The sequence below is a fragment of the Pseudomonas sp. PA27(2017) genome (genome assembly GCF_001945445.1).
Classification (GTDB): Bacteria; Pseudomonadota; Gammaproteobacteria; order Pseudomonadales; family Pseudomonadaceae; genus Aquipseudomonas.
Genome location: NZ_MSXW01000061.1, coordinates 592,880 through 618,522, shown reverse-complemented (window position 1 = coordinate 618,522; position 25,643 = coordinate 592,880). Strand labels below are relative to the sequence as shown.

Here is a 25,643-nt window from a genome sequence, read left to right as displayed (position 1 = left end):
TGCAAGCCCCGTCGCAGTCGCTTATGACAGCCGAACCTCTCCCGCCCCTCAGTGGCGCCGAACTGCTCCAGCGCTTCCAGGCGCTGGACAAGTTTCTCGTCGCCCACCAAGCGCTGTGGAAACCCCGGCCATTCACCCACCAGACACTGTCCTGGGAAAGCCAGCATGCCGAGCTGGCCGCCTGGCTGCGCAGCCGCACCCTGGAGCAGGCCGAAGCCAGCCACAACCAGCCAACGGAGCTGGACAGCGCACCAGCGCCCTTCCCCGAACTGGCCTTGCAGGCTGACCGTTTGAGCCAGATCGGCGACCTGCCCCAGCAGCCTTCGGCTGACCTGCCGCCGCGCTTCTCGGTGGACGTTCCCGGTCGCAAATGGCAGCAGATACGCGCGTTCGGCGACAGCCTGGGCTTCACTCAAGCTCCGCAGCACTGGCTGGACTGGTGCGCCGGCAAGGGCCACCTCGGCCGCGTACTCGCCCACGGCGGCCAGAAGCTGACCTGCCTGGAATACGACCCAGCTTTGGTGGCCAGCGGCGCCGAGCTGAGCAGCCGCCTGGGGATAAAAGCCCAGCATATCGAGCAGGACGTGCTCGCCGAAGGCGCTGCCACCCAATTGCACGCCGAACACAGCCCCGTGGCCCTGCACGCCTGCGGCGACCTGCACGTACGCCTGATGCACCTGGCCAGCGCCGCAGGCTGCCGCCAGTTGGCCATCGCCCCCTGTTGCTACAACCGCGTGGCAGCAGCCGACTACCAGCCGTTATCCACCGCCGCAAAGGGCTCGCCGCTGCGCCTCTCGCTGGACGACCTGGCCCTGCCCATGAGCGAAACCGTGACGGCCGGCAACCGCGTGCGCCAGCAGCGCGACCAATCCATGGCCTGGCGCCTGGCGTTCGACCTGCTGCAGCGCGAGCTGCGCGGCGTGGACGCCTACCTGCCCACGCCCTCGCTGCCGCCCGCCTGGCTGAAGAAGCCTTTCTCCGACTATTGCCACGACCTCGCAGGACTCAAAGACCTGCCCGCCCCTGGTACGCAGGATTGGCAGCGCCTGGAAGCAACCGGCTGGCAACGCCTGGCCGAGGTGCGCAACCTGGAATTGCTGCGCGGCCTGTTCCGCCGCCCTCTGGAACTCTGGCTGGTGCTCGACCGCGCGCTCTACCTGCAGGAACAGGGCTTTGAGGTACGCCTCGGCCAGTTCTGCGCCCCGCACCTGACCCCGCGCAACCTGCTGCTGCTCGCCGAGCGCGCCTGAGTTGCACACACTATCTGTGGATAACTCTGTTCATAGAAGCTGGGCAAACCACGCCAGCCCACCACCCATAACGCGCGGCAAAAGCTGATCATTTTTAACCGCCAATAAAAAGCTATACAGAACAGTCACTTGCCAAAACTGTGAAAGGCTGCGTAGAAATTCTCTAAAAAACCTCTAGCCGCTGCCCATTTGTGCATAAGCCCCAGCCAGAGCGGCTGAAATAGCCGCAAAAAAGCTGCCTTGCGCCGCTTTACTCATGCAAACGAATGGATATAATGGCGGCCCTCAAAAGCCGGTATAGCTCAGCTGGTAGAGCAACTGACTTGTAATCAGTAGGTCCCGGGTTCGACTCCTGGTGCCGGCACCATTTGAAGTTCCAGCGAAGTCCATCAACATCGCTGAAACCCTTGAAAACCCGCCCTCTGGCGGGTTTTTTGGTTTTGCCGTTGCGTCGGTTTCCGCTGGCAGCCAGCGCTCGAAAGGATAGGTGCGGGATACCACTCGATAGTGAGGCGTATCCTGATGGCCCGCACCACTACGCGGCTGTCGGCCAATGTCTGCTGCATCCCACCGAACAAAGCCTGCAGCGGTTCAGGTTTTGGTTTTTCTGCCTGATACCTGACTCGCCACATGACCACCCGCGTGTCTTGCGAAGCGCCACCTGCCATGGCGATATGGCAGATGGACGCCACTGGCCAGTCGCCCTGCCTCTTGCCTGCATTTCCAAAAATGCTTATCGCTGCTCCAAAGCCAGCTTGATGCCCAGAATCACTAGAATGGCGCCGCTTACCCGGTGGATGCGCGTCAGGATCCGTGGATTACGGCGCACAGCGGTGGTGAGCAGCCCCGCGAATAACGCGACCGGGCCTTTGACCAGAAAGGTCAGCCCAGCAAATGTGCTGCCCAGAATGAACAGCGAGAGCATTGGATGCGCGACATGGGCAGGCACGAACTGCGGCAGGAAGGCCAGGTAGAACAGCAGCACCTTCGGGTTGGAAATATTGGACAGAGCGCCCTGGGTGAATAAGCGGATCGTGGAAACCGGCGCATCCTGCCCGGCCGCTATGGGCAGCTCGCCAGATGAACGAAGCAGCATTGCGCCCAGATACAGCAGGTAAAGCGCACCGAGCAACTTGAGCACAGTGAACAACCAGCCCGATGCCTGAAGCAATGCTCCCACGCCAAGCGTCGCCAGCACCGTATGCAGCAGCAGACCAACGCTGACTCCTGCTGCCGTCGTCACGCCCGATCGCGTCCCGGAGGATAGGGCCCGCGATAGAACTAGCACCATGTCCTGGCCAGGTGTGAGGATGACCAAAAGGGAAGTGGCGATGAAGGGAAGCCATAAGAGCTCGTGCATGAACGTCTCCAATACGTAGAAATCGGGGAGGCGCTGGATGACACGCCATGACCCACACACAAATTGTGACAGCCACGGGATGGAGATTGGATGCAAAAAAAGGTAGAGCCACGATGCCAATTGGCGGTTATAACTACCTATCCAATGAATAAGGGTTTTTCTGACTCCAGATGATCGACTCTATAGATAAACGAATCCTCCGCGCCCTGCAGCGCGACTCGACGCAGACCAACGCACAGCTCGCCGAACACGTCGGGCTGTCTGCCACACCCTGCTCCAGACGGGTAAATCTGCTGGAGAAGCAGGGAGTGATTACCGGCTACATCGCCCAGGTAAAGCCCTGCGCCGTCGACCTAAGGTTCTCGACATTCGTGCGCATCACCCTGACGCGGCACGACAAAGCGTCACTGGAGCGATTTGCCAACGCGATGCAGCAGGCACCCGAGGTTCTCGAATGCCATCTCATGGCCGGAACCTATGACTATCTCTTGCGGGTGATCGCCAGGGATCTGGAGGATTATCAGCGCTTTCAGATGGAGACGCTCACCAAGATCGAGGGTCTGGGCAATGTGGTGACGGAGATCCCGTTGAGAACCATCAAGCAAACGAACCAACTTCCAATCTGAAAGCATGGTGCCCACGCCTCGTCGTTCTAGGCCTGCGTGACAAGCGAGCCTCTTCGCGACGGAGACTGACCTCGGCACTCGGCACACTCGCGTCGCCGCATGCTGCTGATGCAGGCAGCTCCTGGCAATATAGCGCTCGCGCAGCGAGCGAAACTCGTGTCTGACGGCCGTCTTGCCATTTATCCTCACGCCCCACGCCTGCTGTCGCGCCCGCCCCGTGAAGCGACTAATCTACGCCTACCACCAAACGGAGCCACCATGGCAGACATCCCGCCCAGCGCCGGTTTGCGGCTGCCTGAAGACGCACCTCTGGTGCGCAAGATCGGCCATGAGCTCATCGAGTTTCTTCCGGTGGGTGTGTACTTGTGCAACGCTGTGGGGCACTTGACCACTTACAACCCCAAGGCGGCGGAAATCTGGGGGGAGGCGCCGGAGCTGGGCAAGGAGCCGATCAAGTACACCGGCGCCTATCGCCTGCGTAGCGAGAATGGCGCGCATATGCCGCTGGAGCAGTCACCGCTGGCGGCGGTGCTGCTCAGCAAGAAGCCGATCACCAACCTGCGCATGATCGTCGAGCGGCGTGACGGCAGCCAGGTGCCGATTCTCGCCAATATCGTGCCGCTGTTCGGTAAAAATGGCGCCATGATCGGCTTCATGAACAGCATCCAGGATCTGCGCCAGCACGCCGCCCAGGAGCAGGCACAGAACAGCCTGCAGAATGCCCTGATCCAGGCACAGAAGATGGAGCAGATCGGCAAGGTCGGCGGTGGCGTCGTCCATGAGTTCACCAACCAGTTGACCAGCCTGTCGATGAGCCTGTCGCTGATGGAAAAGGAGATCATGGACGCCGGCTCGGAGCAGTTGCAGGCGCGCTACGCGCTGTGCCGCGAGGCGACCGATCAGGTCACCCAGCTGGCCGAGGGCCTGCTGCTGTTCGCGCGCACTCGCCCGCGGGCACTGGAGCGCATCGACCCCAACCAGTTGCTGCTGGGCATGAGCACGCTGATCAGCAACGAGGCCGGCCAGACGATCGACTGCCAGCTCAACCTGGCCACCGACAGCAGCTTCCTCAGGGCCAACAAGCAGCATCTGGAAAGCGCCATCATCAACCTGGTGGCCAATGCCCGGGACGCCATGGCCCAGGGTGGCCAACTGACCCTCAGCACCTTCAATACCCATCTGGATCGCAGCAACTTCCCCCACCACAACGCCAACTTCAAGCCCGGTCGTTACGTGGCGGTCTGCATCACGGATACCGGCACCGGCATCGCGCCGGAAGCGCTGGAGCACATCTTCGCGCCCTTCTATACCACCCGGGCAGTGGACAAGAGCACTGGTCTGGGCCTGACCATGGTCAAGGGCTTCGTCACCGACATGAACGGCCAGCTGACGATCACCAGTCGGGTGGGCGAAGGCACCAGCGTCAGCCTGTATTTTCCTTGTTATGGCACGGAGCATTCGCTGGCGATCACCGGCAGCGACGGAACCTCGAACGGGGAGTGACAGCTGGCCACTGGCCGGATTACTGTATACACATACAGCAATCCGAGAATCCGCTCATGACTCAAGATGCCAGCCCCGCCACCTCCTACGAACAGCTGGGCGCACGGGTTTCCCGCGCCATCAACGCCCCCGCCGCCCAGCGCTCCCGCTCGGCGGTGCTGCTGCGCGCCGAGGGCGACAGCCCTGAAGACTGGTCGCGCATCCTCGACGAGATAGCCGAGAACGACAACGTCACCATCGCCTGGCGCGACGATGGCGTGCAGCTGTTCTGGACGGTACCGGCCGAGGATTGAGTGCAACCTGACGAGCGGCCAATGGCTACTCGTCAGGTCAGGTGGCCACCTGGTTGGAGAACTGGCTCACCGCCGCGACCACGCACTCGGCATCGTTCTGGATGTTCTGGATCACCGCATCGGAGTCGTTGGCCAGGGTGAGCGCCTCGTCGGCCAGCTCGCGGCTACGGGTGATCACGTCGACCGCGCCGGAAGCCAGCGCCTGGTTCTGTTGCACCACGGCGACGATCTCCTGAGTAGCCTTGGAAGTGCGCGAGGCGAGCTGGCGCACCTCATCGGCCACCACGGCGAAGCCACGGCCCTGCTCGCCGGCACGGGCGGCTTCGATGGCGGCGTTGAGGGCCAGCAGGTTGGTCTGGTCGGCGATCCCGCTGATCGCCGCGACGATGGTCTCGACCGCCTTGCCCTGCTCATCCAGCGCCTGAATGCTCTGGGTGGCGCTTTCCATCGCGCTGGCCAAGCGATGCAGTACCTCGACGGTATCGCGAATCACCTCACGCCCCTTGCTGGCACTGGCATCGGTTTGCAGCGAGGTGCTGTAGGCGAGGTTGGCGGCCTTGGCGACGGCTTGCTCGAGGTGCACCTGCTCGGTGATCACGGTGGCGAACTTGACCACTTTGTAGAGCTTGCCGTGCAGATCGACGATAGGGTTGTAGGACGCCTCCAGCCAGACGTCGCGACCGGCGCTGTCGATGCGCTGGAAACGGTCGACCACGAATTCGCCACGGCGCAGCCGCTCCCAGAACTGGCGGTAGGCCTCCGACGCGCTCTCCTCGCTGGTGAAGAACATGCGGTGGTGCTTGCCGACCACCTGCGCCAGGTTATAGCCCATGCCGCGCAAGAACAGGTCGTTGGCGGTAATCACCGTACCGTCGAGGTTGAACTCGATCACCGCCGTCGAGCGCAGCAGCGCCTTGACCAGGCTTTCGTTTTCCAGGGAGGCCTCGATGGTGCGCGTCAGGTTGCTGGAGTGAATCACCAGTTGCTGCTTGCCGGTCTGCACGTCGCTCATCGGCACCACCACCGAACGCAGCCACACGTGGCGCCCATCCTTGCCGAGCAGACGCAGCGCACCGCTGAAATGCCGGCGTTCCTTGATCGCCGACAGCGCGCGGGACTGATGCGGGTCGCGGGTCAGCTCCGGCGGCGACAGCTGGGTCAGGGCCTGGCCCTCGACATCGCCGGGCCGATAGCCGAGCTCGGTGTGAAACAGCTCGTTGACCCGCTCGATGCGGCCATCGCTGCCGAGCTGGATGATGATCATTTCCTTGTCGAGGTTCTCCCTTACCTCCTCCTGCATGGCCAAGCGCGCTTCCAGCTGCTTGTTGATCTGTTTGAGGTGAGAGTTGAACACGGCAAGAACTCCAGGATGGGTACCGTTTCATCGGCTTGGCCAGAGGAAACTTGAAAGGCGCGAGAGTGGATAACGATAGCGCGAAGCGAGTCGCATCGCCCCTGGATGCGAAGGCAGAAACATTCCCAAATACCCTGCCCTGTACGAACTGGGCGCCGACGATCAGGAAACTTTCTGACCACCTGGCCAAAAATCTCTGAACGCCGCGCGCCGCTTCGCTGTCGGACTTTTCGAAGAAGTTCCCTGGCGCCGTCCAATAGTTTGTTGCAATGCATTGCAGAAAACATTTCGAGCACCTGGGAGCCGCTTCCGACGCCGCGTCGCAGGGCCGCAAAACCATTATTCGTAACCGGCCAGAACACCTCGACGCCCGTCGTGGATGCCCGTGCATCCGCATGCCGCCCTCGGGTGGTTCCGTACCAGACAGCCTGAGCCGGGCAGTGGATGCCCGGCGCTCGAGGAGTTCCCATGTCCAAAGAAGCCCCGCGGGGTTTGAGCCGCCGCTCGCTGCTCAAGGCCTCGGCCACCACCGTGGCAGCCGGCGTCGCCGCCAGCGCCCAGGCCGCCACCATCAGCGGCGTGCCGCAGTGGCTGCCGTTCGATCATAACGGCCCGCTGCATTACGACGCCAAGGGCTGGCAGTTCCTGACCGTCGAGGAGGCCCGCGAAGTCGAGGCCATCGTCGAACAACTGATCCCGGCGGACGAGCTGTCGCCCAGCGGCAAGGACGCCGGTTGCGCGGCGTTCATCGACCGCCAGCTGGCCGGCCACTACGGCACCTATGAACGCCTCTACCAGCAGGGCCCCTTCGTGCCCGACATCGAACCGGGCTCCGAGCAGCTACCCCGTGAGCGCTATCGCCTGGGCCTGGAGCAGCTCGGCAAACACTGCCAGCAGGCGTTCGGCAAACGCTTCAGCGAACTGGGCGGTGAGCAGCGCGACAAGGTGCTCACAGGCCTGGAGTCGGGCGAGATCGTCTTCGAGAACATCGAATCCAAGGTGTTCTTCACCCAGGTGCTGCAGAACACCATGGAGGGCTTCTTCGCCGACCCGATCTACGGCGGCAACCGCGACATGGTGAGCTGGAAGATGCTCGGCTTTCCCGGTGCGCGTTACGACTACCGCCCCTACATCGACCGGCACAACGAAAAGCTGGATCTGGTACCGCTGTCGATCATCGGCAGCTCCGCGTGGAATCGCAAAGGATGAGCGGCATGGCCAAGAAACTTCCTGCAACCGACGTCGTGGTGGTGGGGCTCGGCTGGGCCGGTTCGATCATCGCCAAGGAACTGGCCGACGAAGGCCTGCGCGTAGTGGGCTTCGAGCGTGGCGCCTGGCGCGACACGGCGAGCGACTTCAATATCGCTTCGGTGGCCGACGAGCTGCGCTACGTATCACGCCAGGAGCTGATGCTGCGCACCCGGCAGAACACCTGCACGCTGCGCAACAAGCCCAGCGAAACCGCGTTGCCGATGCGCACCTGGGGCTCGTTCCACCCCGGTAACGGCACCGGCGGCGCCGGCAACCACTGGGCCGGCATCACCTTTCGCTTTCAGCCCGAGGAATTCCGCCTCAAGAGCCACCTCACCGAGCGTTACGGCAGCCAGGCCATCGAAGGCCTGACCCTGCAGGACTGGGGCACGACCTGGGAAGAGATGGAGCCGCACTACGACGCATTCGACCGCGTAGCGGGCATCTCCGGCAAGGCCGGCAATATCGGCGGGAAAATCATCGAGGGCGGCAACCCGTTCGAGGGCGCTCGCTCGCGGGAATACCCCAATCCGCCGACCAAGCAGACCTACGCCCCCACGCTGTTCGCCGAAGCGGCGCGCAACATGGGCTACAAACCGTTCCCGGTCCCCTCTGCACTGGCCTCCCAGGGCTATACAAACCAATACGGCGTGACCATGGGGCCGTGCACCTTCTGCGGCTTCTGCACCAACTACGGCTGCGCCAACTATTCCAAGGCCAGCGCCATCGTCAACGTGCTGCCGGCGCTGGTGCGCATGCCCAACTTCACCGCCAACACCCATTGCGAAGTGCTGGAAGTGACCAAGGACAGCACCGGCAAGCGCGCCACCGGCATCATCTACGTCGACGCCAACGGCGAGAAGTGGGAGCAGCCCGCCGACATCGTCGTGGTGGCCGCCTTCACCTTCGAGAACGTGCGCCTGATGCTGCTCTCCGGCATCGGTGAGCCGTACGACCCGATCAGCAATACCGGCACCACCGGCCGCAACTACGCCTACCAGACGGCCAACAATGTGCAGCTGTTCTTCGATGACAAGAACTTCAACCCCTTCATCGGTGGCGGCGCCATCGGCATGGGCATCGACGAATTCAACAACGACAACTTCGACCATTCCGGCCTGGGCTTCGTCGGCGGCGGCAGCACCCGGGTGACGCCCATCGGCGCTGCGCCGATCAACTCGCGCCCGGTGCCACCCGGCACGCCCAAATGGGGCAAGGAATGGAAGAAGGCCACGGCGCAGTATTACGCCGCGAGCATGTCCATCGGTTGCGAGGCGAGCAACTACAGCGCGCGTACCAACTACCTGTCGCTCGACCCGACCTACAAGGATCCCCACGGCCGGCCTCTGCTGCGCATCACCTTCGACTTCACCGAGAACGACCTGCGCATGGCCCAGTACGTGACCGACAAGACCGCCGAGATCGCCAAGGCGCTGAACCCCAAGATGATGTTCGCCAGCCCGCGCAAAGGGCCGTGGTCGAACACTTCCTATCAGTCGTCCCATGTGGTCGGCGGCTTCGTGATGGGTGCTGACCCGGCGACCAGTTCGGTGAACAAGCACCTGCAGGTGTGGGGCGTGCCCAACCTGTTCGTGGTTGGCGCTTCGGCCTTCCCGCAGAACCCTGGCTACAACCCCACCGGCACCGTCGGCGCGCTGGCCTTCAAGGCCGCCCACGCGATCCGCACTCAGTACCTCAAGCGCCCCGGGGAGATGATCAACGTATGAAGACTCTCCTCAGCGTCAGCTTCGCCCTGCTGGCCACTGCCAGCGCCGGGGCCCATGCGGTCGGCGGCCAGGACGCCTACGAGCTGGTACAGAAAGGCCGCTACATCGCCACCCTTGGCGATTGCACCGCCTGCCACACCATTCCCGGCAAACCGCTGTTCTCCGGTGGCGTGGCCATCGACACGCCGTTCGGCAAGCTGCTGGGCGCCAACATCACCCCGGATCAGCAAACCGGTATCGGCCGCTGGAACTTCGAGGAGTTCGAAGCCAGCATGGCCCGCGGACACCGCCGCGACGGCAAGCAGCTCTACCCGGCCATGCCCTATGCGGCGTACACCAAGGTCACTCGCGAAGATAACCAGGCCCTGTGGGCCTACCTGCGCACCATCGAGCCGGTGCACAACGAGGTGGAAACCAACCAGTTGCCCTTCCCCTTCAGCGTGCGAATGAACATGAAGGTGTGGAACTGGATGAACTTTGAACAAGGCGAGTTCAAACCCCAAGCCGACAAGAGCGCCGAGTGGAACCGCGGCGCCTACCTGGTGCAGGGCCTGGGCCACTGCGGCAGCTGCCACACGCCGAAAAACCTGATCGGCGGCGACAAGAACGCCGAGTTCCTGCAAGGCGGCAACCTGCAGGGCTGGATGGCGCCCAACATCACCGGTGCCGCGCATATCGGACTGGGCGACTGGAGCGAGGCGGACATCGTCCAGTACCTGAAGACCGGTGCCAACCGCTACGACATCGCCTCCGGGCCGATGGCCGAAGCGGTCGAGCACTCCACCCAGCACTGGCGTGACGATGACCTGATGGCCGTGGCCGTGTACCTCAAGGATCTCGACCACGAGCACGACAAGCCCGAGCCGCTGGCCGCCACTGACGCTGTGATGAAAGCCGGCAGCGCGATCTACGCCGACCGCTGTTCGGGCTGCCACACGCCGAACGGCGAAGGCATCGCCACGCTGTTCCCGAAACTGGCCAACGCACCGCTGGTCAACGCTCAGAATGCCGCCTCGATGATTCGCGTGGTGCTGGCCGGTAACCGCGCCGTGAGCACCGAAGCAGCGCCCACCGGCCCGGCGATGCCGGCCTTCGCCTGGAACCTGTCGGACGAGAACGTCGCCGATGTGCTGACCTACATCCGCAACAGCTGGGGCAACGCCGCCACGCCGATCAGTACCGACGAGGTACGCAAGCAGCGCGAGGCCCTGCAGAGCGAATAAGGCCGCCGGGACGATCGCCGAGTGCGTGCTGCCTCAGGCCCTCGGCGACGCCCACTGCAGCGCGGCGAAACTGATGCGATAATCGGCGTCTTTCAAGGGCCGGCGACGCAGGAATGACACGATGAAGTACTCACAGCGTGGCTCGGGCCACCTGTTCAGCCTGATGGTTCTCGGGCTCATTGTCTGGGGCGCTTACGTCACCATTTACGTGCCCTACGAGCACCGCAAATCGATGGACGCCTTTCGCAGCAACCCGCCTGCGGTAAGCCCGGCGAAAATGGCGGTGATCGATACCTACAAGGCCAGGCCGACACCGACCCAACTGCCCCACGGGCTGTATACCGGCCAGGTCGAGCAGGACGGCTACCCGATGACCATCAGCTTCGCCTTCGGCGACGGCCAGGTCATCACCAAGAAAGCGCATATCAAGACCTACGAATTCACCGGCACCGCCCGTTATGCCTTAGACGGCGCGGTGATGACCTTCAGCGAAATCAAGGGCGACGCCGTGCTGTTCCCGCAGCCGGGCGAGCCGCTGGAGGTGATCAGCGGCACCGAGGTGCATATTCCCGGCCCGGACAAACCGCTGGTGCTCACCCGCCAGTAAATACGTTCGTCGCTAGGCCTTACTGTCGCGCTCGCTGTCGATCAGTTGCGCCACCTTGGCTGCCGCTTCCGTTTCGCTGGCGAAGAAGTGCTGTTGATCATCGGCGGTGACCACCTGGAAGATCTCTTCATCGCCCAGGTGCCTGTGTTCTTCGGGTATGTCGCTGCCCTGCAGTTTCTTCAATCTCACGGCCATTGCGGCGCACTCCTGATTTGGTAGCCCTGCAGCTATGACCGACCGGCATCTGGCGAAGTGCTGGGTAAATTTCGGGTTGCTCGGAGCCTGTGAGGTGGGCATTGGACGGGCCAATACGGCTTCGCTGTCGATGATTGGGCACGCGCCATGGCCCAGCGCCTGGCACGATGATTTCGCCCCTGGCCGCAGGCGCGACTGCGCCAGCGCCTGACCAGACCTGATGCATTCGATCAGAGCCTGTTCACGATTTTCTAGGCGACATCAAAGAGGCTGCTGCAAGGCGAAGCGTCCGTTCGAACCGATCTGTAGGAGGCTCGACCTCGGGGCGAACGATTGCAGCCTGGCTGCCTATCGGCAGCGCCTGAGCGAATCGCCGCGAGGTCGCAGCTCCCACAGAAACGGGCCAGGTTCTCAGTCGCACGCCTCGGCGCGCTGGATCGCCCCGGCCAGGATGCGCGACAGCTGCTCCACCGAGTACGGTTTGTGCAGCAACTCGAAACCGTGGCTGCCCTGCTGCGCCAGCACCTCGCTATAGCCGGAGGTGAGCACCACCGGCAGCAAGGGGTGGTTGCGGTGGATCGCCTTGGCCAGGTCGATGCCGTTCATGCCGGGCATCACCACATCGGAGAACACCACGTCGAAGCGCTGCGCCGCATCGCCAAGGCACGCCAGCGCCTGCTCGGCGCTGCAGGTCAACGTGGGCTGGTAGCCGAGTTCGATCAGCGCGCTGACGCAGAAGCTGCCGACGTCGGGATTGTCCTCGACGACCAGCACGCGGGTGCCATGGGCGCCGTCCAGCGGTTGCGGCTCGGCATGCTTGGCACGAGACGACGGCCGCGCCGCGACCCGCGGTAGATATAGCGTGAACGTGGTGCCCTCGCCCACCACGCTGTCGACCATGATCTCGCCACCCGACTGCTTGGCGAAGCCGAACACCTGGGACAGGCCCAGGCCGGTGCCCTTGCCCAGTTCCTTGGTGGTGAAGAACGGCTCGAAGATCGCCTCCAGGTGCTCCGGCTCGATGCCCGTACCGTTGTCGGTAATGGACACGGCGATGAAATCGCCATTCACCGCAGCGCCCATGCGGCCTGCCGGAATCTGCGTGCAGGGCTTGGCGCGAATCTGGATGCGCCCGACGCCGTTGAGCGAGTCGCGGGCGTTGAGCGCCATGTTGACGATGGCCGTGTCGAACTGGTTGGCATCGGCGTAAACGTGGCACGGCTGGCTGGGCAACTGGAGGGCGAGCTCGATGCGCGTGCCGTTGAGGGTTTCCAGCATGTCGGTCAGCGCTCGCAGGCTGTCGCCCACCGCGAACACTTCCGGGCGCAGGGTCTGGCGCCTGGCGAAGGACAGCAGTTGCCCGGTCAGCCTTGAGGCGCGGTCGACCGTATCGGAAATCGCCTCGATGTAGCGCAACCGCTTCTGCTCTGGCAGGCCAGGGCGCTTGAGCAGGTCGCTGGACGACTTGATCACCGTAAGCAGGTTATTGAAATCATGGGCGACCCCGCCGGTAAGCTGGCCGACCGCCTCGAGCTTCTGGGCCTGGCGCAGGGCCGACTGGGTGCGCTCCAGCTCCAGCTGCGAGCGGAGCTGCTCGGTGATGTCGTGGGCGAAGTGGAAGGCGCCGATCACCTGCCCATCGGCATCGTGCAGCGGCGTGTAGGCGAGCTCGTAGCTGCGCCGCTCGCCGTTGGGCTGGCCATATTCGGCCGCCACGCGAAAGGTTTCGCCGCGCAAGGCGCGCTGCATGTAGGCGCGCAGATCCTGGCCCTGCTCCGAGGTGACCAGGTCGGGCAGTACTTCGCCGCCTTGCACGGCGACACCGTAGAGCTCCTGCATGGCGCGGGCGTGGGCCTGGTTGAAGGCGATCTGCCGGCACTCGGTGTCGAAGATGCAAATGGGTGCTGCGTTGGCCTCGATCACGTCGCGGAACAGGCGCAGCTTGGTGGTGCGTTCGACCACCTGTTGCTCCAGAGTCGCGTTGAGCTCGCGCAGCTGCGCCTCCCGCGCCTTGAGCGCCGCCTCGGCCTCCTTGCGGGCGCTGATGTCGGAGGCCGCGCCCAGCCAACTGCTGACGGTGCCATCGGCAGCGAACAACGGCACCGCACGCACGTGGGCCCAGCCGATGGTGCCATCCACACGATTGACCGGATGCTCGATGTGGTAGGTGCCCGTTTCGATGGCCTGGGCGATTTCCGCACGGACCATGTCCCGAGCTTCGGCCGGAATGTAGTCGTCCAGCCAGCTGCTGTTGGTGGTCTGGGTATCGGGGATGAAGTTGCCACCATTGAGCTCGTGCAGCTGGCTCCAGTCGGCGCTGATATGAAAGCGCACCTCGGAGGACGAGCGGATCAGCGCATCCAGGCGCTGCTCGCTGTCGCGCAGTGCCTGGGAGGCCTTGACGTGCTCGGTGGTTTCCCGGGTAAAGCACAGCACGCCGGCGATCTGCCCGGCATCGTCACGCAAGGGCGAGAACGAATAACTCCACCAGGTCTGCTCGGGTTCGCCACGTCGCGCCATCTCGATGGGCATATCGACGAAGCGTACGGCTTGCCCCTGCAGGGCTTGCTCAAGGGGTGCGCGCACCGCCTCCCAGGCATCGGCCCACAGCACCGCCAACGGCTGCCCGAGAGCACCTGGCAAGCGCGGCCCAAAAATCGGCCGATAAGCATCGTTGTAGAAAAAGATCAGCTCCGGCCCCCAGACCAGATACATGCTTTCCGGGGAGTCGAGCATCAGCTCCAACGCGCTGCACAGGGAACGCGGCCATGTCGCAGGAGAGCCCAGCGCAGATGTCGTCCAATCGTGATCACGGATCAGGGCACCGGTCTCGCCGCCGCCGATCAGAAACGCTCGTTGTTCCATGGGATCCGCATTCATATCCAGTGCAGTTGAACGACGACGCTCAGGGATGGAAACCGCTGCCATTTGGCCAGCAACCGGGCAGCGCGGATACAGAGTGCGCCGGATGGCGTGCAGTTCCGGTTATATCGATACAGCGCCCCTGGCCAGGCACGCTTCAGTGGGCAGGATCATACGTCATCGGCCGCCAGTAACGCTGCTGAATACGCGCCAGCTCACCGCTCAGGCGCAGTTGCTCGAGCGCATCGGCCCAGGCAGCGACCACGGCATCGTCGCTGTCCTTGCTGAAGGCGATGTACAACGCCGAGCGATACAGCGCGACGGGCACCCGGCGCAGCGTGCCGGGGGCGATATCCAGCTGGGCGCTGTAATAGGCCACGCCCGCATCGGTATCACCGACGATGATTCCCGTGCGCCCGGCCAGCAGCATGCGGTAGAGCTGTTCGCTGCTGTTCGCATTCTTGTCCAGGTTAGCGAAGCCTTGGGCTTCGAGCTTCTGCGGGATGATCCCGGCATGCCGGGTAGTGATCTGCGGCGCCTGGCGCAACTGTTCGAGGGAGCCCAACGGCGGCGTGCCGGCCAGCTGGTAGGGATAGATCGACTCCTCGGCGATGGGCCCCACCCACTTGTACAGCGCCTCACGCTCGGGCGTGCGGAACATCGAATACATGATGGTCTTGGGGCGATTCATCAGCACATGGGTGGCCCGCATGCTCGGCACCACCACGATCTCGAAGCCGTCGCCGGTCAGGGTCATGATCGCCCGCACGATATCCGTGGCCATGCCCGTCAGTTGGTCGCCCTGCTGATAGTTGTAGGGCGCCCACTCCTCGGTGACGATCTGATAGGGCTCGGCTCGGGCGAAGGCGCCGAGCAGCAGGCAAAACAGCGCGAGGACAGGGCGGAAAGATTTCACGTGGGGGTCTGGTTTCGCGGCGGCACCGGGACGGCAGAGAATAGTGCCACAAGCATAGCTGCCGCGACTGCACTCGGGCTGGCTGGCAAGTCAGCCGCCCGACAACTTACCTTCACTGGCCAGCGCCTCGACCATGAAATCGACGAAAGCGCGAACCCTCGGCGACAGGTGCCGAGACTGCGGATAGACGATGTAAATCACATCCGCGGCTGGCTCCCAGGCATCGAGAACCGGCACCAACTGGCCGGTGTCTATTTCCCGCTTCACGTGATAATCGTGAATCTGCCCCAGGCCGAAGCCTGCCAACACCGCGGTATGCAGGGCCAGGCCATCGTTGAAGGTCAACGAGCCTCTGGGCTGAGAAGCGCGCGGCTCATCCGCCGCCTTAAAAGCCCAGGCACGTGAGCGCCCGGTTTCGTGATAGGTCAGCGCCAGGCAGTTGTGCCGTGTCAGGTCGTCAGGCGATTCGGGCACACCGTGCCTGGCGAAATAGGCGGGTGCGCCCACCACGCGACGGCGCACCTGAAGCAGCGGCCGTGCGATCAGGCTGGAGTCTTCGAGAGGGCCGAAGCGAATGGCCACATCCATGCCCTCGTCCACCAGATTGACGTAGCGATCGGTGATCGAGACAGCCAGATCGACTTGTGGATAACGCGCCTGAAACTCGCCCAGCAGCGGCACCACCCGGTTACGTCCGAAGGACACCGGCAGGCTGAGTCGCAGAGTACCCGTCGGCTGCCGTCCGGCACGGCAAAGCACCAACCTGGCGTCGTTGAGATCGGCGAGCACCTGCCGGCAACGATGGAAGAACGCCTCGCCATCGACTGTCAGGTTGACGCTGCGCGTAGTGCGCACCAGCAAGGCCGTGTCCACCTGGGCTTCCAGGCGTTTGATGGCATTGCTCACCCCGGCCTGGGTAATACCCAGCGCCTCGGCCGCCCGTACGAAGCTCTTGCGCTCGGCCACCTCGACGAAGATACCCAGCGTCTTGAGATCCAGATCCATCACTATCGCCCACTCATCACTCACCGTTATGAGTGATGTTACGCCACTGCCGATTTTCTGTTGATCGCCGCGCCCTAGGATAGGTACACAACACCACGAGGAATTGGCGATGAACGACACGACTCATGACGAAGCCGCCTTCGCTTCGATCTTCGAACACCGCATGCAAGGCGCTGCGGGCGAGCGCCTGCATTACGTGATCGGCGGCCAAGGCACACCGATGCTGCTGGTACCCGGCTGGCCGCAAACCTGGTACGCCTGGCGCAAGACCATGCTGGCGCTCGCCGAGCATTACACGGTGGTTGCCGTGGACCCGCCCGGCCTCGGCGACTCGGACAAACCCTACGGCGGCTATGACACCGACAGCGTGGCTAGGCGCCTGCATGAATTGACCCAAGCCCTGGGCTGGGAGCGCTTCGATTTCGTGGGCCACGATGTGGGGGTATGGATCGGCTATGCCTACACCAGCCTGTTCCCACAGCAGGTTCGCCGGATGGCCCTGCTGGACGCCACCGTGCCCGGCCTTGCGCCAGCGCAGATGTACGCCTTCGAGCCAGAACGCATCAGCAAGAACTGGCACTTCTTTTTTCTCGCCCAGGCGGACCTGCCCGAGGCACTGATCAGCGGCCGCGAACACGCTTTTCTCAGTTGGCTCTTCCATGCCAAGAGCGCCAACAGCAGCTGGCTCGAACCCCAGGCGCTGGCCGAATACGTCCGCTGTTACTCCGCACCAGGCGCCTGGCGAGCGGCAGCCAACTATTACCGGGCGCTGTTCGACAGCATGGCGCAGAACCATGTGCATGCGCGCAAGCGCCTAGAGATGCCGGTACTGGCCATGGGCGGCGAGGCGGCACTGGGCAGCATGATGGAAAGCATGATGAGGCAGGTGGCCGATAACGTGACAGGCGTGATCGCCCCGTGCGGGCACTATATCCCCGAAGAGGCGCCCGACTTCGTGGTCGGGCATCTTCTTGAATTTCTGAAGTGAAGGGGCTGTTGGATTGCAAGAGGCTGCGCGGCCTTCAGGTCGCGCAGCGGTGGTAAGTCAGAAGCGGTACTTCGCCGAGGCAGTGAAGCTACGTGGCGCACCGTAAGTAATGCCACCAAACGCATCGAACATGTCGAAGTACTTCTCGTCGGTCAGGTTGTTGGCGTTGAGCTGAGCTGAAAGGTTGTCAGTGATGTCATAGCGCGCCATCAGATTGACCAGAGCGTAGGCATCCTGACTGATTTTCTCGGTACCGCCCTGCGGGTTGGTAGCATAGGTGTAGGTAGCATCCTGCCAGTTAACCCCACCCCCGACGGTCAGCTTGTTGAATGCACCAGGAAGCCTGTAAGTGGTGAAGGTGCGCAGCAGCTTGGTCGGGTAAAGCGTATTGGCAGCATGACCGTCGGTATCGCGCACCTTGAACTGGGTGTAACCCGCGGAGGCATTCCAGCCTTCTGCCAGTTCACCGGACACTTCCAGTTCGAAGCCTTCGCTGGTCACGTCAGTTCCTTCGTAGCCGAACTCTTGCGGAGTTACGCCTGGAATATAAACGCCTGTACTCTGCGCTAGATTGTCCTGTTTGATCTTGAAGATGGCTGCAGAGGTATTCAGACGGCCACCAAGAAACTCGGCCTTCAGACCGGTCTCATAGCTTTCACCCACGATGGGCTCCAACTGCTTCGCACCGAGGCTGCGCTCCGACTGAGGCAGGAAGATTTCCGTGTAGCTGGCATAAGCGGAGAGATTTTCGGTCAGATCGTAGACCACGCCCGCATACGGGGTGACCTCGTTCTTGGCTTCCAGTTTGGAGCCCACACGATCCTTCTCGTAGTTGCTGTTGCGGGCACCGAGGATCACTTTCAGGTCATCGGCCACATTCAAACGGGTGGCTGCGTACAGACCTTCCTGCGTGGTCTTGCTTTCGTCACTGTCGGTCAAGCCGCCCCAGGCCGGCTCGGGAATCGAGTGGCCGAAATCGCTGTTGAAATCGAAATCAGCTCCCAGCCCGATATAGCCACGGGTATCTGCGTCGAACTTCTGCTTGCTGTAGCTGTAGCCGAATGCCAAGTCGTGGCTGCGACCAAAAGCCTGAAACGGGCCGTCGACTTGAGCGAAGTAATCGTACTGAGTAGTTTTAACTTTGTAGGCACCACCGTTGTAACCGGCAAAAGAGCCCTCTAGCGCACCTGTATTGCGGTTGGGGAAACCATTGGGATACAGCAGATAGGAGTCGGCATTGCGCTCGCTGTAGCTGTAGCCGACCTTGGCGCGCCAGTCATTGGCGAAGGTATGTTCCAGATTGGCGAAATAGGTATCGGTGCTGGTGTCCCACTTGCTCCAGTCCGCCGAAATGGACTTGGAGCGACTCCAGTTAGTGCGGCCGCCGTCGGCGTACCAAACTGGCAGCGAGCCCCAGGCTGGCGACTTGGCCTTGTTGTCCTGCTGGCTGAGGCCGAACCAGAGAGTGGTGTCCGGCGTCAGGTCGATGTCCATAGTGGCGTAGAAGGTCTGACGATTGTTGCCCTTCATGTCGATCCAGCTGTTACCGTCCTCGACCTCGCCCACCAGGCGGCCGCGCACGGTTCCCGCTTCGTTGAGCGGCATGGAGACGTCGCCCAGAGTACGGTAGGTATCCCAACTACCGGCACTGCCTTCGATCGAGCCGGTCAGTTCGCGACTGCTGGCCCGCTTGCGCACCATGTTCAGAGAGGCCGAAGGATCACCGGCGCCCGTCATCAGACCATTGGCACCGCGCACCACTTCGACGCGGTCGTACATGGCCAAGCTGCCGAAGATCTCACCTGAACTCCACGGCTGCTCCCAGATGGTCGGTACGCCATCAATCATCAACGAATTGAGCTTGAAACCACGGGCGTTGATCTGGCCGCGATCCGTCTCGTATCGGTTCATGGATACACCAACGGTGTTGTTGACCACATCGTTGATGGTGCGCAGATCCTGATCTTCGATGCGCTGCTGAGTCACCACGCTGACCGACTGCGGGGTTTCACGCAGCGACATGTTCAACGGCGTTGCGGTACGTGCCGAACGTGTGGTGTAGGACTGAGTGCCTTCGGTCACGGCATCGTCAGCAGGCGTGACGGTGTCGGTGATCGCGGTCGCATCGAGTTCCAATGCACCGCTCTGGGTGGCCTGCTGGGCATAAGCGGCAGGTACGGCGAACAGCGCGCCAGCAGCCACGAGGCGTACGGCGAGAGCCAGCGAACAGATACTCAGCCCCGGCGCCGCCGCACCGGAACCCAGCTGAAGAGTGGTTTTGTTATGGGACATGAAGGCTCCGACAACAGCGTGTCGCGCGTCACCGCTCTTCTCCCTGAACACCTGCGGATGCCCCGAACGCTCTCCCCTGGGATGCACCACGCACCCGGCAATTCCATGCCGGAACGATCTGGACTCACGCTGGTTATGAACCGATATCGGGATGACATCGGCAAAATCCGCGCGAGATTATGCAACTGAGTATTTATTGTAAATAGCACTTCATCGCATTAGCGACGAATTTTCATTCCAATTCTCAATACTTGCATCCTTGCCCCAAAAAACACCCCCTACCAAAAAGGCAAGGGGTGTCGGTCAATCGTCAGCGCCTTCCCGCCGCCTCGATCCGCGCAATCTCCTCCGGCTGCACGTAGTAGTCGGTGTCCTCGTCGTAGCTGCGCACGATGAAGCAGGCGATGCTGGCGATGAAGGTCACGCCCACCAGCCACCAGATGTGCCAGATCAGCGCGAAGCACATCAGGGTCATGAACGCCGAGGCGATCAGGCCTATGCCGGTGTTGCGCGGCATATGGATGGGGCGGAATTTGCTCGGTGCGGGTGGGCGGCCGTCGCGCTTCTGCTCGTGGAATTCGTCGACGCGGTCGCCACGCGGCGTGATCGCAAAGTTGTAGAACGGCGGTGGCGACGAGGTCGACCATTCCAGGGTGCGAGCATCCCACGGATCGCCGGTGTGGTCGGCCAGTTCCTTGCGCTTGATGATCGACACGGCGATCTGGATCAGCGTGCACAGAATGCCCAAACCGATCAGCACGGCGCCAACCACGGCCACGTACAGGTACGGTTCCCACTCGGGATTGGTGGTGGTGTTCAGGCGCCGGGTCATGCCCATGAAGCCCAGGATGTAGAGCGGCATGAAGGCCAGGTAGAAACCGACGATCCAGAACCAGAACGATGCCTTGCCCCAGCCTTCGTGCAGCCGGAAACCGAACACTTTCGGGAACCAGTAGGTGATGCCCGCCATGTAGCCGAACACTGCGCCGCCGATGATCACGTTATGGAAGTGGGCGACCAGGAACAGGCTGTTGTGCAGCAGGAAATCCGCACCGGGCACCGCCAGCAGCACACCGGTCATGCCGCCGATGGAAAAGGTGATGATGAAGCCCAGGGTCCACAGCACCGGCGTGGTGAACTCCAGGCGGCCACGGTACATGGTGAACAGCCAGGTGAAGATCTTCACCCCGGTGGGTACCGCGATGATCATGGTCATGATGCCGAAGAAGGCGTTGACGCTCGCCCCCGAGCCCATGGTGAAGAAGTGGTGCAGCCACACCACGAACGACAACAGGGTGATCGCCACGGTGGCCCAGACCATCGAGTGATAGCCGAACAGACGCTTGCGGGCGAAGGTCGCGGTGACTTCGGAGAACACCCCGAAGGCCGGTAGTATCAACAGGTAAACCTCGGGGTGGCCCCAGGCCCACACCAGGTTCACGTACATCATCGGGCTGCCGCCGGCGGTGTTGGTGAACAGGTGGAAATCCAGGTAGCGGTCCAGCGTCAGCATCGCCAGGGCCACGGTGAGGATCGGGAACGCCGCGCAGATGATCACGCTGGTGCACAGGATGGTCCAGGTGAAGATCGGCATCTGGAACAGGCCCATGCCCGGCGCGCGCATCTTGAGGATGGTGACCAGGAAGTTGACCCCGGTGAGCAGCGTGCCGAGCCCCGAGAGCTGCAGGCTCCAGATGAAGTAGTCGACGCCGACGCCCGGGCTGTACTCGATGCCCGACAGCGGCGGATAGGCGACCCAACCGGTCATGGCGAACTCGCCGACGAACAGCGAGATGTTGGTCAGCAGCACGCCGCCGACGAACAGCCAGAAGCTCAGCGAGTTGAGCAGCGGAAAGGCCACGTCGCGGGCGCCGATCTGCAGCGGCGTGACGATGTTCATAAGCCCAACCACCAAGGGCGTGGCGACGAAGAAGATCATGATCACGCCGTGGGCGGTGAAGATCTGGTCGTAGTGATGGGGCGGCAGGTAACCCTCGGCGCCGCCGGTGGCCACGGCCAGCTGGGTGCGCATCATGATGGCGTCGGCGAAGCCGCGCAGCAGCATGATCAGGGCGACGATCACGTACATCACGCCGATTTTCTTGTGGTCGACCGAGGTCAGCCATTCGCGCCACAGCCAGCCCCACTTCCTGAAGTAGGTCAGCGCGGCGAACAGGCCCAGGCCGCCGAGCGCCACCAGGATCATGGTGACGACGAGGATGGGCTCGTGCAGGGGTATGGCGTCGAGAGTGAGTTTTCCGAGCATGTGTCGATACGGCGCCGGCTGGCGGCGCGCGGGCTCCTTGGGTCAGTGAGAATCAGAGGGATCGGCGACGGAACAGCGGCCGCGGCTCGATGACCGAACGGCCGTACTGCACGCTCATGCCGGCCAGGCCCTTGAGGGCATCGTGCACGGGCTTGTCCTCGCGCACTGCGAAGCTGTCGAAGCCGCACTGGCGCATGTGGGCGAGCTGGTCGCGCAGCACGTCGCCGACCGCGCGCAGTTCTCCGCGCCAGCCCAGGCGAGTGCGCAGCAGGTAGGCCTGGCTGTAGCCGCGGCCGTCGCGAAAGCTGGGGAAGTCGATGGCGATCAGGGGCAACACGGCGAGCCAGGGCTGCAAATCCAGGGGCTCGTCGTCGGGGCTCAGCAGCAGGCCGTCGCAGCGGGTTTGCGCGCCAGCCTCCTGCCGCTCGCTCCAGCGCGCCAACGGCAGAATCAAGGGCTGCTGCTCCGTGGTCTCGCCATCACGGGATAGCACCCAAGGGTCGTCGGTGACGATGCGTGGCGCGCCGTCGCGCAGGCTGATCAGGTTGTTCATGCCGGCGCCTCCGCCTGGCGATACACCTGCGCCTTGAAGGGCTCGATGCCAACGCGCTGCACGGTGTCGATGAACCGTTCGTTACCCTGGCGCTGCTCGTCGAAGGTCTCGACCAGGCGCTCGATGACGTCCGGCACCTCGGCGGCGCTGAACGAGGGGCCGATCACCTTGCCCAGTGCGCTGGCCTTGCCCTGGGCGCCGCCGATGGTCACCTGGTACCACTCGCTGCCGTTCTTGTCGACGCCGAGAATGCCGATGTTGCCAATGTGGTGGTGGCCGCAGGCATTCATGCAGCCGGAGATATTCAGGCTGATGTCGCCCAAGGCGTGCAGCGCCTCGGCATCCTCGAAACGTTGCTGGATGGCCTGGGCGATGGGGATCGACTTGGCGTTGGCCAGGGCGCAGTAATCGCCGCCGGGGCAGGCGATCACGTCGGTGAGCAGGCCGATATTGGCGCTGCCCAGACCGATCTCCAGCGCCCGCTGCCAGAGCCCGTGCAGGTCGGCCTTGCGTACGTCGGGCAGCACCAGGTTCTGTTCATGGGCCACGCGAATTTCACCGAAGCCGTAACGCTCGGCCAGCTCGGCGACGGCGTCCATCTGTGCCGAGGTCACGTCGCCCGGCGGCAGGCTGGCACCTGGTTTGGTCGACAGCACCACGCTGGCGTAGCCCGGCACCTTGTGAGGCTGCACGTTGCGCGACACCCAGCGGGCGAAGGCGGCATCGCCGGCAAGGGCGGTGCCGAGATCCAGATCGGTGTCCGACAGCGCCGCGTAGACCGGCGGCGCGAAGGTGGCGGCGACACGCTGGTATTCGGCGTCGGTGAGCTCGGCGGGGCCGTCCTTGATGTGCTGCCACTCGGCCTCGACTTCCCTGGCGAAGGCCTCGATGCCCAGTGCCTTGACCAGAATCTTGATGCGCGCCTTGTACTTGTTGTCACGCCGGCCATGGCGGTTATAGACCCGCAGAATCGCTTCGACGTAAGACAGCAAATGGCGCCACGGCAGGCCATCGCGAATCACCTGGCTGAGGATCGGTGTACGTCCCAGGCCGCCGCCGACCATCACCCGCGCCAGCAGCTCACCGGCGGCATCGCGGTACAGATACAGGCCGACGTCGTGCATCGGTACCGCGGCGCGGTCCTCTCTGGCGGCGCACAGGGCGATCTTGAATTTGCGCGGCAGAAACAGGAATTCCGGATTTACCGTCGACCACTGCCGGAGGATCTCGGCCAGCGGCCGCGGGTCGAACAACTCATCGGCCGCCACGCCCGCGAAGGCTTCGGTGGTGATGTTGCGCACGCAGTTGCCCGAAGTCTGGATGGCGTGCATCTCGACCTCGGCCAGGCGCTCGAGAATATCCGGCACCTGCTCCAGCTCGATCCAGTTGAACTGGATGTTCTGGCGCGTGGTGAAGTGGCCGTAATCGCGGTCGTAGTCACGGGCGATGGACGCCAGGGTGCGCAGCTGGCGGGCCGACAGGGTGCCGTAGGGAATCGCCACACGCAGCATGTAGGCATGCTTCTGCAGGTACAGGCCGTTCTGCAAACGCAGCGGCAGGAACTCCTCCTCGCTCAGCTCGCCGCTCAGGCGTCGCTGCACCTGGTCGCGAAACTGCGCGACCCGCTCGCGCACCAGCGCGTGGTCGTACTCGTCGTAGTGATACATGACAGGCCCCTTGCGCCATGGAACGCGGCAGACAGGGCCGCCACTATGGGCAAGCAGGCAAAAGCAAAACAGCCTCAGATAAATCGCAAAAAACCATATCAGATGGGTATTTCAGAATTCTGTGCAGTGTTTCTCGCTCAACAACTTAGCGGCAGGTCAAGCGGCAAGCGGCGCTCTATCTGATATGCAAAATTCGCTAATTCTTAAATCTGATATCTTCTGTAACATCCTTGGGCGCCGCGCTGTCGTGGCATGCTTACTTTCCTGCGCATCGGGTACGCCATGAAACGCTACGAGAAACTCGCCGACGAAATCGCCACCCTGATCCGCTCGGGTCTGTTGGCGCCTGGTGAAAAGGTGCCTTCGGTGCGCCACGCCAGCCGCACCTATGGCGTCAGTGCCTCGACCGTTTTCCAGGCCTATTACCTGCTCGAAGACCGCGGGCTGATCCAGGCCCGTGCACGCTCCGGTTACTTCGTGCGCGAGCATGCCAAGCGGCCGCTGCACGAGCCGCAGTTGCGCGCGGGCGCCGCCCAGGCCACCGAGGTGGACGTCAGTGAACTGGTGTTCTCGGTACTCGGCTCGCTGAAGGATCCGCACACCGTGCCGTTCGGCTCGGCGTTCCCCAGCCCCGAGCTGTTTCCGCTGCCACGCCTGGCCCGCTCCATGGCGCAGAGCGTGCGCGACATGCCGAGCCGCGCGGTGATCGCCGACATGACCGAGGGCAACCCGGACCTGCGCCGGCAGATCGCCCTGCGCTATATGCTCAGCGGCGTACGCCTGCCGCTCGAAGAGCTGGTGATCACCAACGGCGCCATGGAAGCGCTCAACCTTTGCCTGCAGTCGGTAACCGAACCGGGCGACCTGGTGGCCATCGAAAGCCCGGCGTTCTACGCCACCCTGCAGGTGCTGGAGCGGCTCAAGCTCAAGGCGGTAGAAATTCCCGTGCATCCGCGTGAAGGCATCGACCTGGACAGCCTGGCCGACAGCCTGCAGCGCTTGCCGATCAAGGCCTGCTGGTTCATGAGCAGCCTGCAGAACCCGCTCGGCGCGAGTATGAGCGACACCAAGAAGGCCGCGCTCTACGAACTGCTGCAGCGCCATCAAGTGCCGTTGATCGAAGACGACGTGTACGCCGAACTGCACTACGGCACGCAGCCGCCGAAACCGGTGAAGAGCTTCGACCGCGAGGGCCTGGTGATGCACTGCGGCTCGTTTTCCAAATGCCTGGCGCCGGGGTACCGGGTCGGCTGGGTGGCGGGCGGGCGCCATGCCCAGCGCATCGCCCGGCTCAAGCTGATGACCACCATTTCACCGTCGGTGCCCGCCCAGGCGGCGCTGGCCGATTACCTGCAGCACGGCGGCTACGACCGCCACCTGCGCAAGCTGCGCCACCAGCTGGAAAGCCAGCAGGGCTCGATGCTCGCCTCGGCCGCCCGGCACTTCCCGGCAGACACGCGAGTAACGAGGCCAAGCGGCGGCTACTTCCTGTGGTTCGAGTTCGCCGAGCGGGTCGACGCCCTGCAGTTGTTTCGCCTGGCGCTGGCCCAGGGCATCAGCCTGGCGCCAGGGCCGATCTTCTCGGCCACTCGCGGTTTCGGCCATTGCGCGCGGCTCAATCACGGCCACCCGTGGACCGCCCAGAGCGAACAGGCAATGCAGACCCTGGGGCGAATCATCGCCTCGTTCTGAGAACCTGTTCAAA

19 protein-coding genes, 1 tRNA gene and 2 pseudogenes are annotated in these 25,643 nt (G+C 63.2%); 11 read left to right on the top strand and 11 right to left on the bottom strand.

Features of this window, described 5'->3' with window-relative positions; genetic code table 11:
- The first annotated feature begins 23 nt into the window (after positions 1–23).
- Complete coding sequence (locus BVH06_RS24395) at positions 24–1,250, top strand: methyltransferase (RefSeq protein ID WP_075935764.1); 1,227 nt, start codon at positions 24–26, stop codon at positions 1,248–1,250.
- 291 nt (positions 1,251–1,541) lie between these two features.
- Positions 1,542–1,617: transfer RNA gene (locus BVH06_RS24390), tRNA-Thr, on the top strand.
- 366 nt (positions 1,618–1,983) lie between these two features.
- Here the strand turns inward: BVH06_RS24390 and BVH06_RS24385 are convergent.
- A complete protein-coding gene (locus BVH06_RS24385; protein WP_075928715.1) occupies positions 1,984–2,610 on the bottom strand; it encodes a LysE family translocator in 627 nt (208 codons plus the stop codon).
- 170 nt (positions 2,611–2,780) lie between these two features.
- On the opposite strand from BVH06_RS24385, the gene BVH06_RS24380 reads away from it, so the two are divergent.
- The 3 genes from BVH06_RS24380 to BVH06_RS24370 all read left to right on the top strand — a co-directional run bounded on the left by BVH06_RS24380 (position 2,781) and on the right by BVH06_RS24370 (position 5,032).
- Entirely contained in the window at positions 2,781–3,236 is a 456-nt protein-coding gene (locus BVH06_RS24380) for an Lrp/AsnC family transcriptional regulator (protein WP_075928714.1), read from the top strand.
- A 258-nt stretch (positions 3,237–3,494) separates the two neighbouring features.
- The gene (locus BVH06_RS24375) at positions 3,495–4,739 is read left to right on the top strand and encodes a nitrogen regulation protein NR(II) (RefSeq protein WP_075935763.1); all 1,245 of its coding nucleotides are present in this window, start codon (positions 3,495–3,497) and stop codon (positions 4,737–4,739) included.
- Positions 4,740–4,795: 56 nt separating this feature from the next.
- The gene (locus BVH06_RS24370; protein ID WP_075929120.1) at positions 4,796–5,032 is read left to right on the top strand and encodes a DUF1654 domain-containing protein; all 237 of its coding nucleotides are present in this window, start codon (positions 4,796–4,798) and stop codon (positions 5,030–5,032) included.
- A gap of 37 nt (positions 5,033–5,069) precedes the next feature.
- On the opposite strand, the pseudogene BVH06_RS26430 reads toward BVH06_RS24370, so the two are convergent.
- Positions 5,070–5,423 (bottom strand): annotated as a pseudogene (locus BVH06_RS26430) (methyl-accepting chemotaxis protein); the annotation flags it as partial.
- A 186-nt stretch (positions 5,424–5,609) separates the two neighbouring features.
- Positions 5,610–6,296 (bottom strand): annotated as a pseudogene (locus BVH06_RS26425) (PAS domain-containing protein); the annotation flags it as partial.
- A 558-nt stretch (positions 6,297–6,854) separates the two neighbouring features.
- Here BVH06_RS26425 and BVH06_RS24360 point away from each other — a divergent pair.
- The 4 genes from BVH06_RS24360 to BVH06_RS24345 all read left to right on the top strand — a co-directional run bounded on the left by BVH06_RS24360 (position 6,855) and on the right by BVH06_RS24345 (position 11,194).
- On the top strand, positions 6,855–7,595 hold the full coding sequence (locus BVH06_RS24360; protein ID WP_075935761.1) for a gluconate 2-dehydrogenase subunit 3 family protein: 741 nt from the start codon (positions 6,855–6,857) through the stop codon (positions 7,593–7,595).
- 5 nt (positions 7,596–7,600) lie between these two features.
- Positions 7,601–9,364 (top strand): GMC family oxidoreductase, encoded by a 1,764-nt coding sequence (locus BVH06_RS24355; protein ID WP_075928710.1) that lies wholly within the window; start codon positions 7,601–7,603, stop codon positions 9,362–9,364.
- The gene (locus BVH06_RS24350; protein WP_075935760.1) at positions 9,361–10,587 is read left to right on the top strand and encodes a cytochrome c; all 1,227 of its coding nucleotides are present in this window, start codon (positions 9,361–9,363) and stop codon (positions 10,585–10,587) included. The genes BVH06_RS24355 and BVH06_RS24350 overlap by 4 nt, the downstream gene beginning before the upstream one ends.
- Before the next feature lie 121 nt (positions 10,588–10,708).
- Positions 10,709–11,194: a hypothetical protein gene (locus BVH06_RS24345; RefSeq protein WP_075935759.1), complete on the top strand. Its 486-nt coding sequence runs from the start codon at positions 10,709–10,711 to the stop codon at positions 11,192–11,194.
- A 12-nt stretch (positions 11,195–11,206) separates the two neighbouring features.
- Here the strand turns inward: BVH06_RS24345 and BVH06_RS24340 are convergent, their stop codons facing one another.
- The 4 genes from BVH06_RS24340 to BVH06_RS24325 all read right to left on the bottom strand — a co-directional run bounded on the left by BVH06_RS24340 (position 11,207) and on the right by BVH06_RS24325 (position 16,172).
- A complete protein-coding gene (locus BVH06_RS24340; RefSeq protein ID WP_075935758.1) occupies positions 11,207–11,389 on the bottom strand; it encodes a hypothetical protein in 183 nt (60 codons plus the stop codon).
- 411 nt (positions 11,390–11,800) lie between these two features.
- The gene (locus BVH06_RS24335; RefSeq protein ID WP_168172942.1) at positions 11,801–14,254 is read right to left on the bottom strand and encodes a PAS domain-containing protein; all 2,454 of its coding nucleotides are present in this window, start codon (positions 14,252–14,254) and stop codon (positions 11,801–11,803) included.
- A 154-nt stretch (positions 14,255–14,408) separates the two neighbouring features.
- Complete coding sequence (locus BVH06_RS24330) at positions 14,409–15,167, bottom strand: ABC transporter substrate-binding protein (RefSeq protein ID WP_075935756.1); 759 nt, start codon at positions 15,165–15,167, stop codon at positions 14,409–14,411.
- Positions 15,168–15,257: 90 nt separating this feature from the next.
- Positions 15,258–16,172 carry a LysR family transcriptional regulator gene (locus BVH06_RS24325; RefSeq protein ID WP_075935755.1) on the bottom strand — a complete coding sequence of 305 codons (915 nt, stop codon included), beginning with the start codon at positions 16,170–16,172 and terminating at the stop codon, positions 15,258–15,260.
- 109 nt (positions 16,173–16,281) lie between these two features.
- On the opposite strand from BVH06_RS24325, the gene BVH06_RS24320 reads away from it, so the two are divergent.
- Positions 16,282–17,160 carry an alpha/beta fold hydrolase gene (locus BVH06_RS24320; protein WP_075935754.1) on the top strand — a complete coding sequence of 293 codons (879 nt, stop codon included), beginning with the start codon at positions 16,282–16,284 and terminating at the stop codon, positions 17,158–17,160.
- Positions 17,161–17,217: 57 nt separating this feature from the next.
- Here BVH06_RS24320 and BVH06_RS24315 read toward each other — a convergent pair whose 3' ends face one another.
- The 4 genes from BVH06_RS24315 to BVH06_RS24300 all read right to left on the bottom strand — a co-directional run bounded on the left by BVH06_RS24315 (position 17,218) and on the right by BVH06_RS24300 (position 23,938).
- The gene (locus BVH06_RS24315; RefSeq protein WP_075935753.1) at positions 17,218–19,452 is read right to left on the bottom strand and encodes a TonB-dependent siderophore receptor; all 2,235 of its coding nucleotides are present in this window, start codon (positions 19,450–19,452) and stop codon (positions 17,218–17,220) included.
- Positions 19,453–19,762: 310 nt separating this feature from the next.
- Positions 19,763–21,718, bottom strand: coding sequence for a cytochrome o ubiquinol oxidase subunit I (gene cyoB, locus BVH06_RS24310; protein ID WP_075935752.1), 1,956 nt, complete (start codon positions 21,716–21,718; stop codon positions 19,763–19,765).
- 52 nt (positions 21,719–21,770) lie between these two features.
- Complete coding sequence (locus BVH06_RS24305) at positions 21,771–22,271, bottom strand: DUF934 domain-containing protein (protein WP_075935751.1); 501 nt, start codon at positions 22,269–22,271, stop codon at positions 21,771–21,773.
- Positions 22,268–23,938, bottom strand: coding sequence for a nitrite/sulfite reductase (locus BVH06_RS24300; RefSeq protein WP_075935750.1), 1,671 nt, complete (start codon positions 23,936–23,938; stop codon positions 22,268–22,270). The genes BVH06_RS24305 and BVH06_RS24300 overlap by 4 nt, the downstream gene beginning before the upstream one ends.
- Positions 23,939–24,220: 282 nt before the next feature.
- Here BVH06_RS24300 and mapR point away from each other — a divergent pair, with 282 nt between their 5' ends.
- A complete protein-coding gene (gene mapR, locus BVH06_RS24295) occupies positions 24,221–25,630 on the top strand; it encodes a GntR family transcriptional regulator MpaR (protein WP_075935796.1) in 1,410 nt (469 codons plus the stop codon).
- The last annotated feature ends 13 nt before the right edge of the window (positions 25,631–25,643 follow it).

Excerpts from the sequence above, each read along its gene's own strand:
- BVH06_RS24395 (WP_075935764.1), top strand. The coding sequence starts at position 24 with ATGACAGCCGAACCTCTCCCGCCCCTCAGTGGCGCCGAACTGCTCCAG.
- BVH06_RS24385 (WP_075928715.1), bottom strand. The coding sequence starts at position 2,610 with ATGCACGAGCTCTTATGGCTTCCCTTCATCGCCACTTCCCTTTTGGTC.
- BVH06_RS24380 (WP_075928714.1), top strand. The coding sequence starts at position 2,781 with ATGATCGACTCTATAGATAAACGAATCCTCCGCGCCCTGCAGCGCGAC.
- BVH06_RS24375 (WP_075935763.1), top strand. The coding sequence starts at position 3,495 with ATGGCAGACATCCCGCCCAGCGCCGGTTTGCGGCTGCCTGAAGACGCA.
- BVH06_RS24370 (WP_075929120.1), top strand. The coding sequence starts at position 4,796 with ATGACTCAAGATGCCAGCCCCGCCACCTCCTACGAACAGCTGGGCGCA.
- BVH06_RS24360 (WP_075935761.1), top strand. The coding sequence starts at position 6,855 with ATGTCCAAAGAAGCCCCGCGGGGTTTGAGCCGCCGCTCGCTGCTCAAG.
- BVH06_RS24355 (WP_075928710.1), top strand. The coding sequence starts at position 7,601 with ATGGCCAAGAAACTTCCTGCAACCGACGTCGTGGTGGTGGGGCTCGGC.
- BVH06_RS24350 (WP_075935760.1), top strand. The coding sequence starts at position 9,361 with ATGAAGACTCTCCTCAGCGTCAGCTTCGCCCTGCTGGCCACTGCCAGC.
- BVH06_RS24345 (WP_075935759.1), top strand. The coding sequence starts at position 10,709 with ATGAAGTACTCACAGCGTGGCTCGGGCCACCTGTTCAGCCTGATGGTT.
- BVH06_RS24340 (WP_075935758.1), bottom strand. The coding sequence starts at position 11,389 with ATGGCCGTGAGATTGAAGAAACTGCAGGGCAGCGACATACCCGAAGAA.
- BVH06_RS24335 (WP_168172942.1), bottom strand. The coding sequence starts at position 14,254 with ATGGAACAACGAGCGTTTCTGATCGGCGGCGGCGAGACCGGTGCCCTG.
- BVH06_RS24325 (WP_075935755.1), bottom strand. The coding sequence starts at position 16,172 with ATGGATCTGGATCTCAAGACGCTGGGTATCTTCGTCGAGGTGGCCGAG.
- BVH06_RS24320 (WP_075935754.1), top strand. The coding sequence starts at position 16,282 with ATGAACGACACGACTCATGACGAAGCCGCCTTCGCTTCGATCTTCGAA.
- BVH06_RS24315 (WP_075935753.1), bottom strand. The coding sequence starts at position 19,452 with ATGTCCCATAACAAAACCACTCTTCAGCTGGGTTCCGGTGCGGCGGCG.
- cyoB (WP_075935752.1), bottom strand. The coding sequence starts at position 21,718 with ATGCTCGGAAAACTCACTCTCGACGCCATACCCCTGCACGAGCCCATC.
- BVH06_RS24305 (WP_075935751.1), bottom strand. The coding sequence starts at position 22,271 with ATGAACAACCTGATCAGCCTGCGCGACGGCGCGCCACGCATCGTCACC.
- BVH06_RS24300 (WP_075935750.1), bottom strand. The coding sequence starts at position 23,938 with ATGTATCACTACGACGAGTACGACCACGCGCTGGTGCGCGAGCGGGTC.
- mapR (WP_075935796.1), top strand. The coding sequence starts at position 24,221 with ATGAAACGCTACGAGAAACTCGCCGACGAAATCGCCACCCTGATCCGC.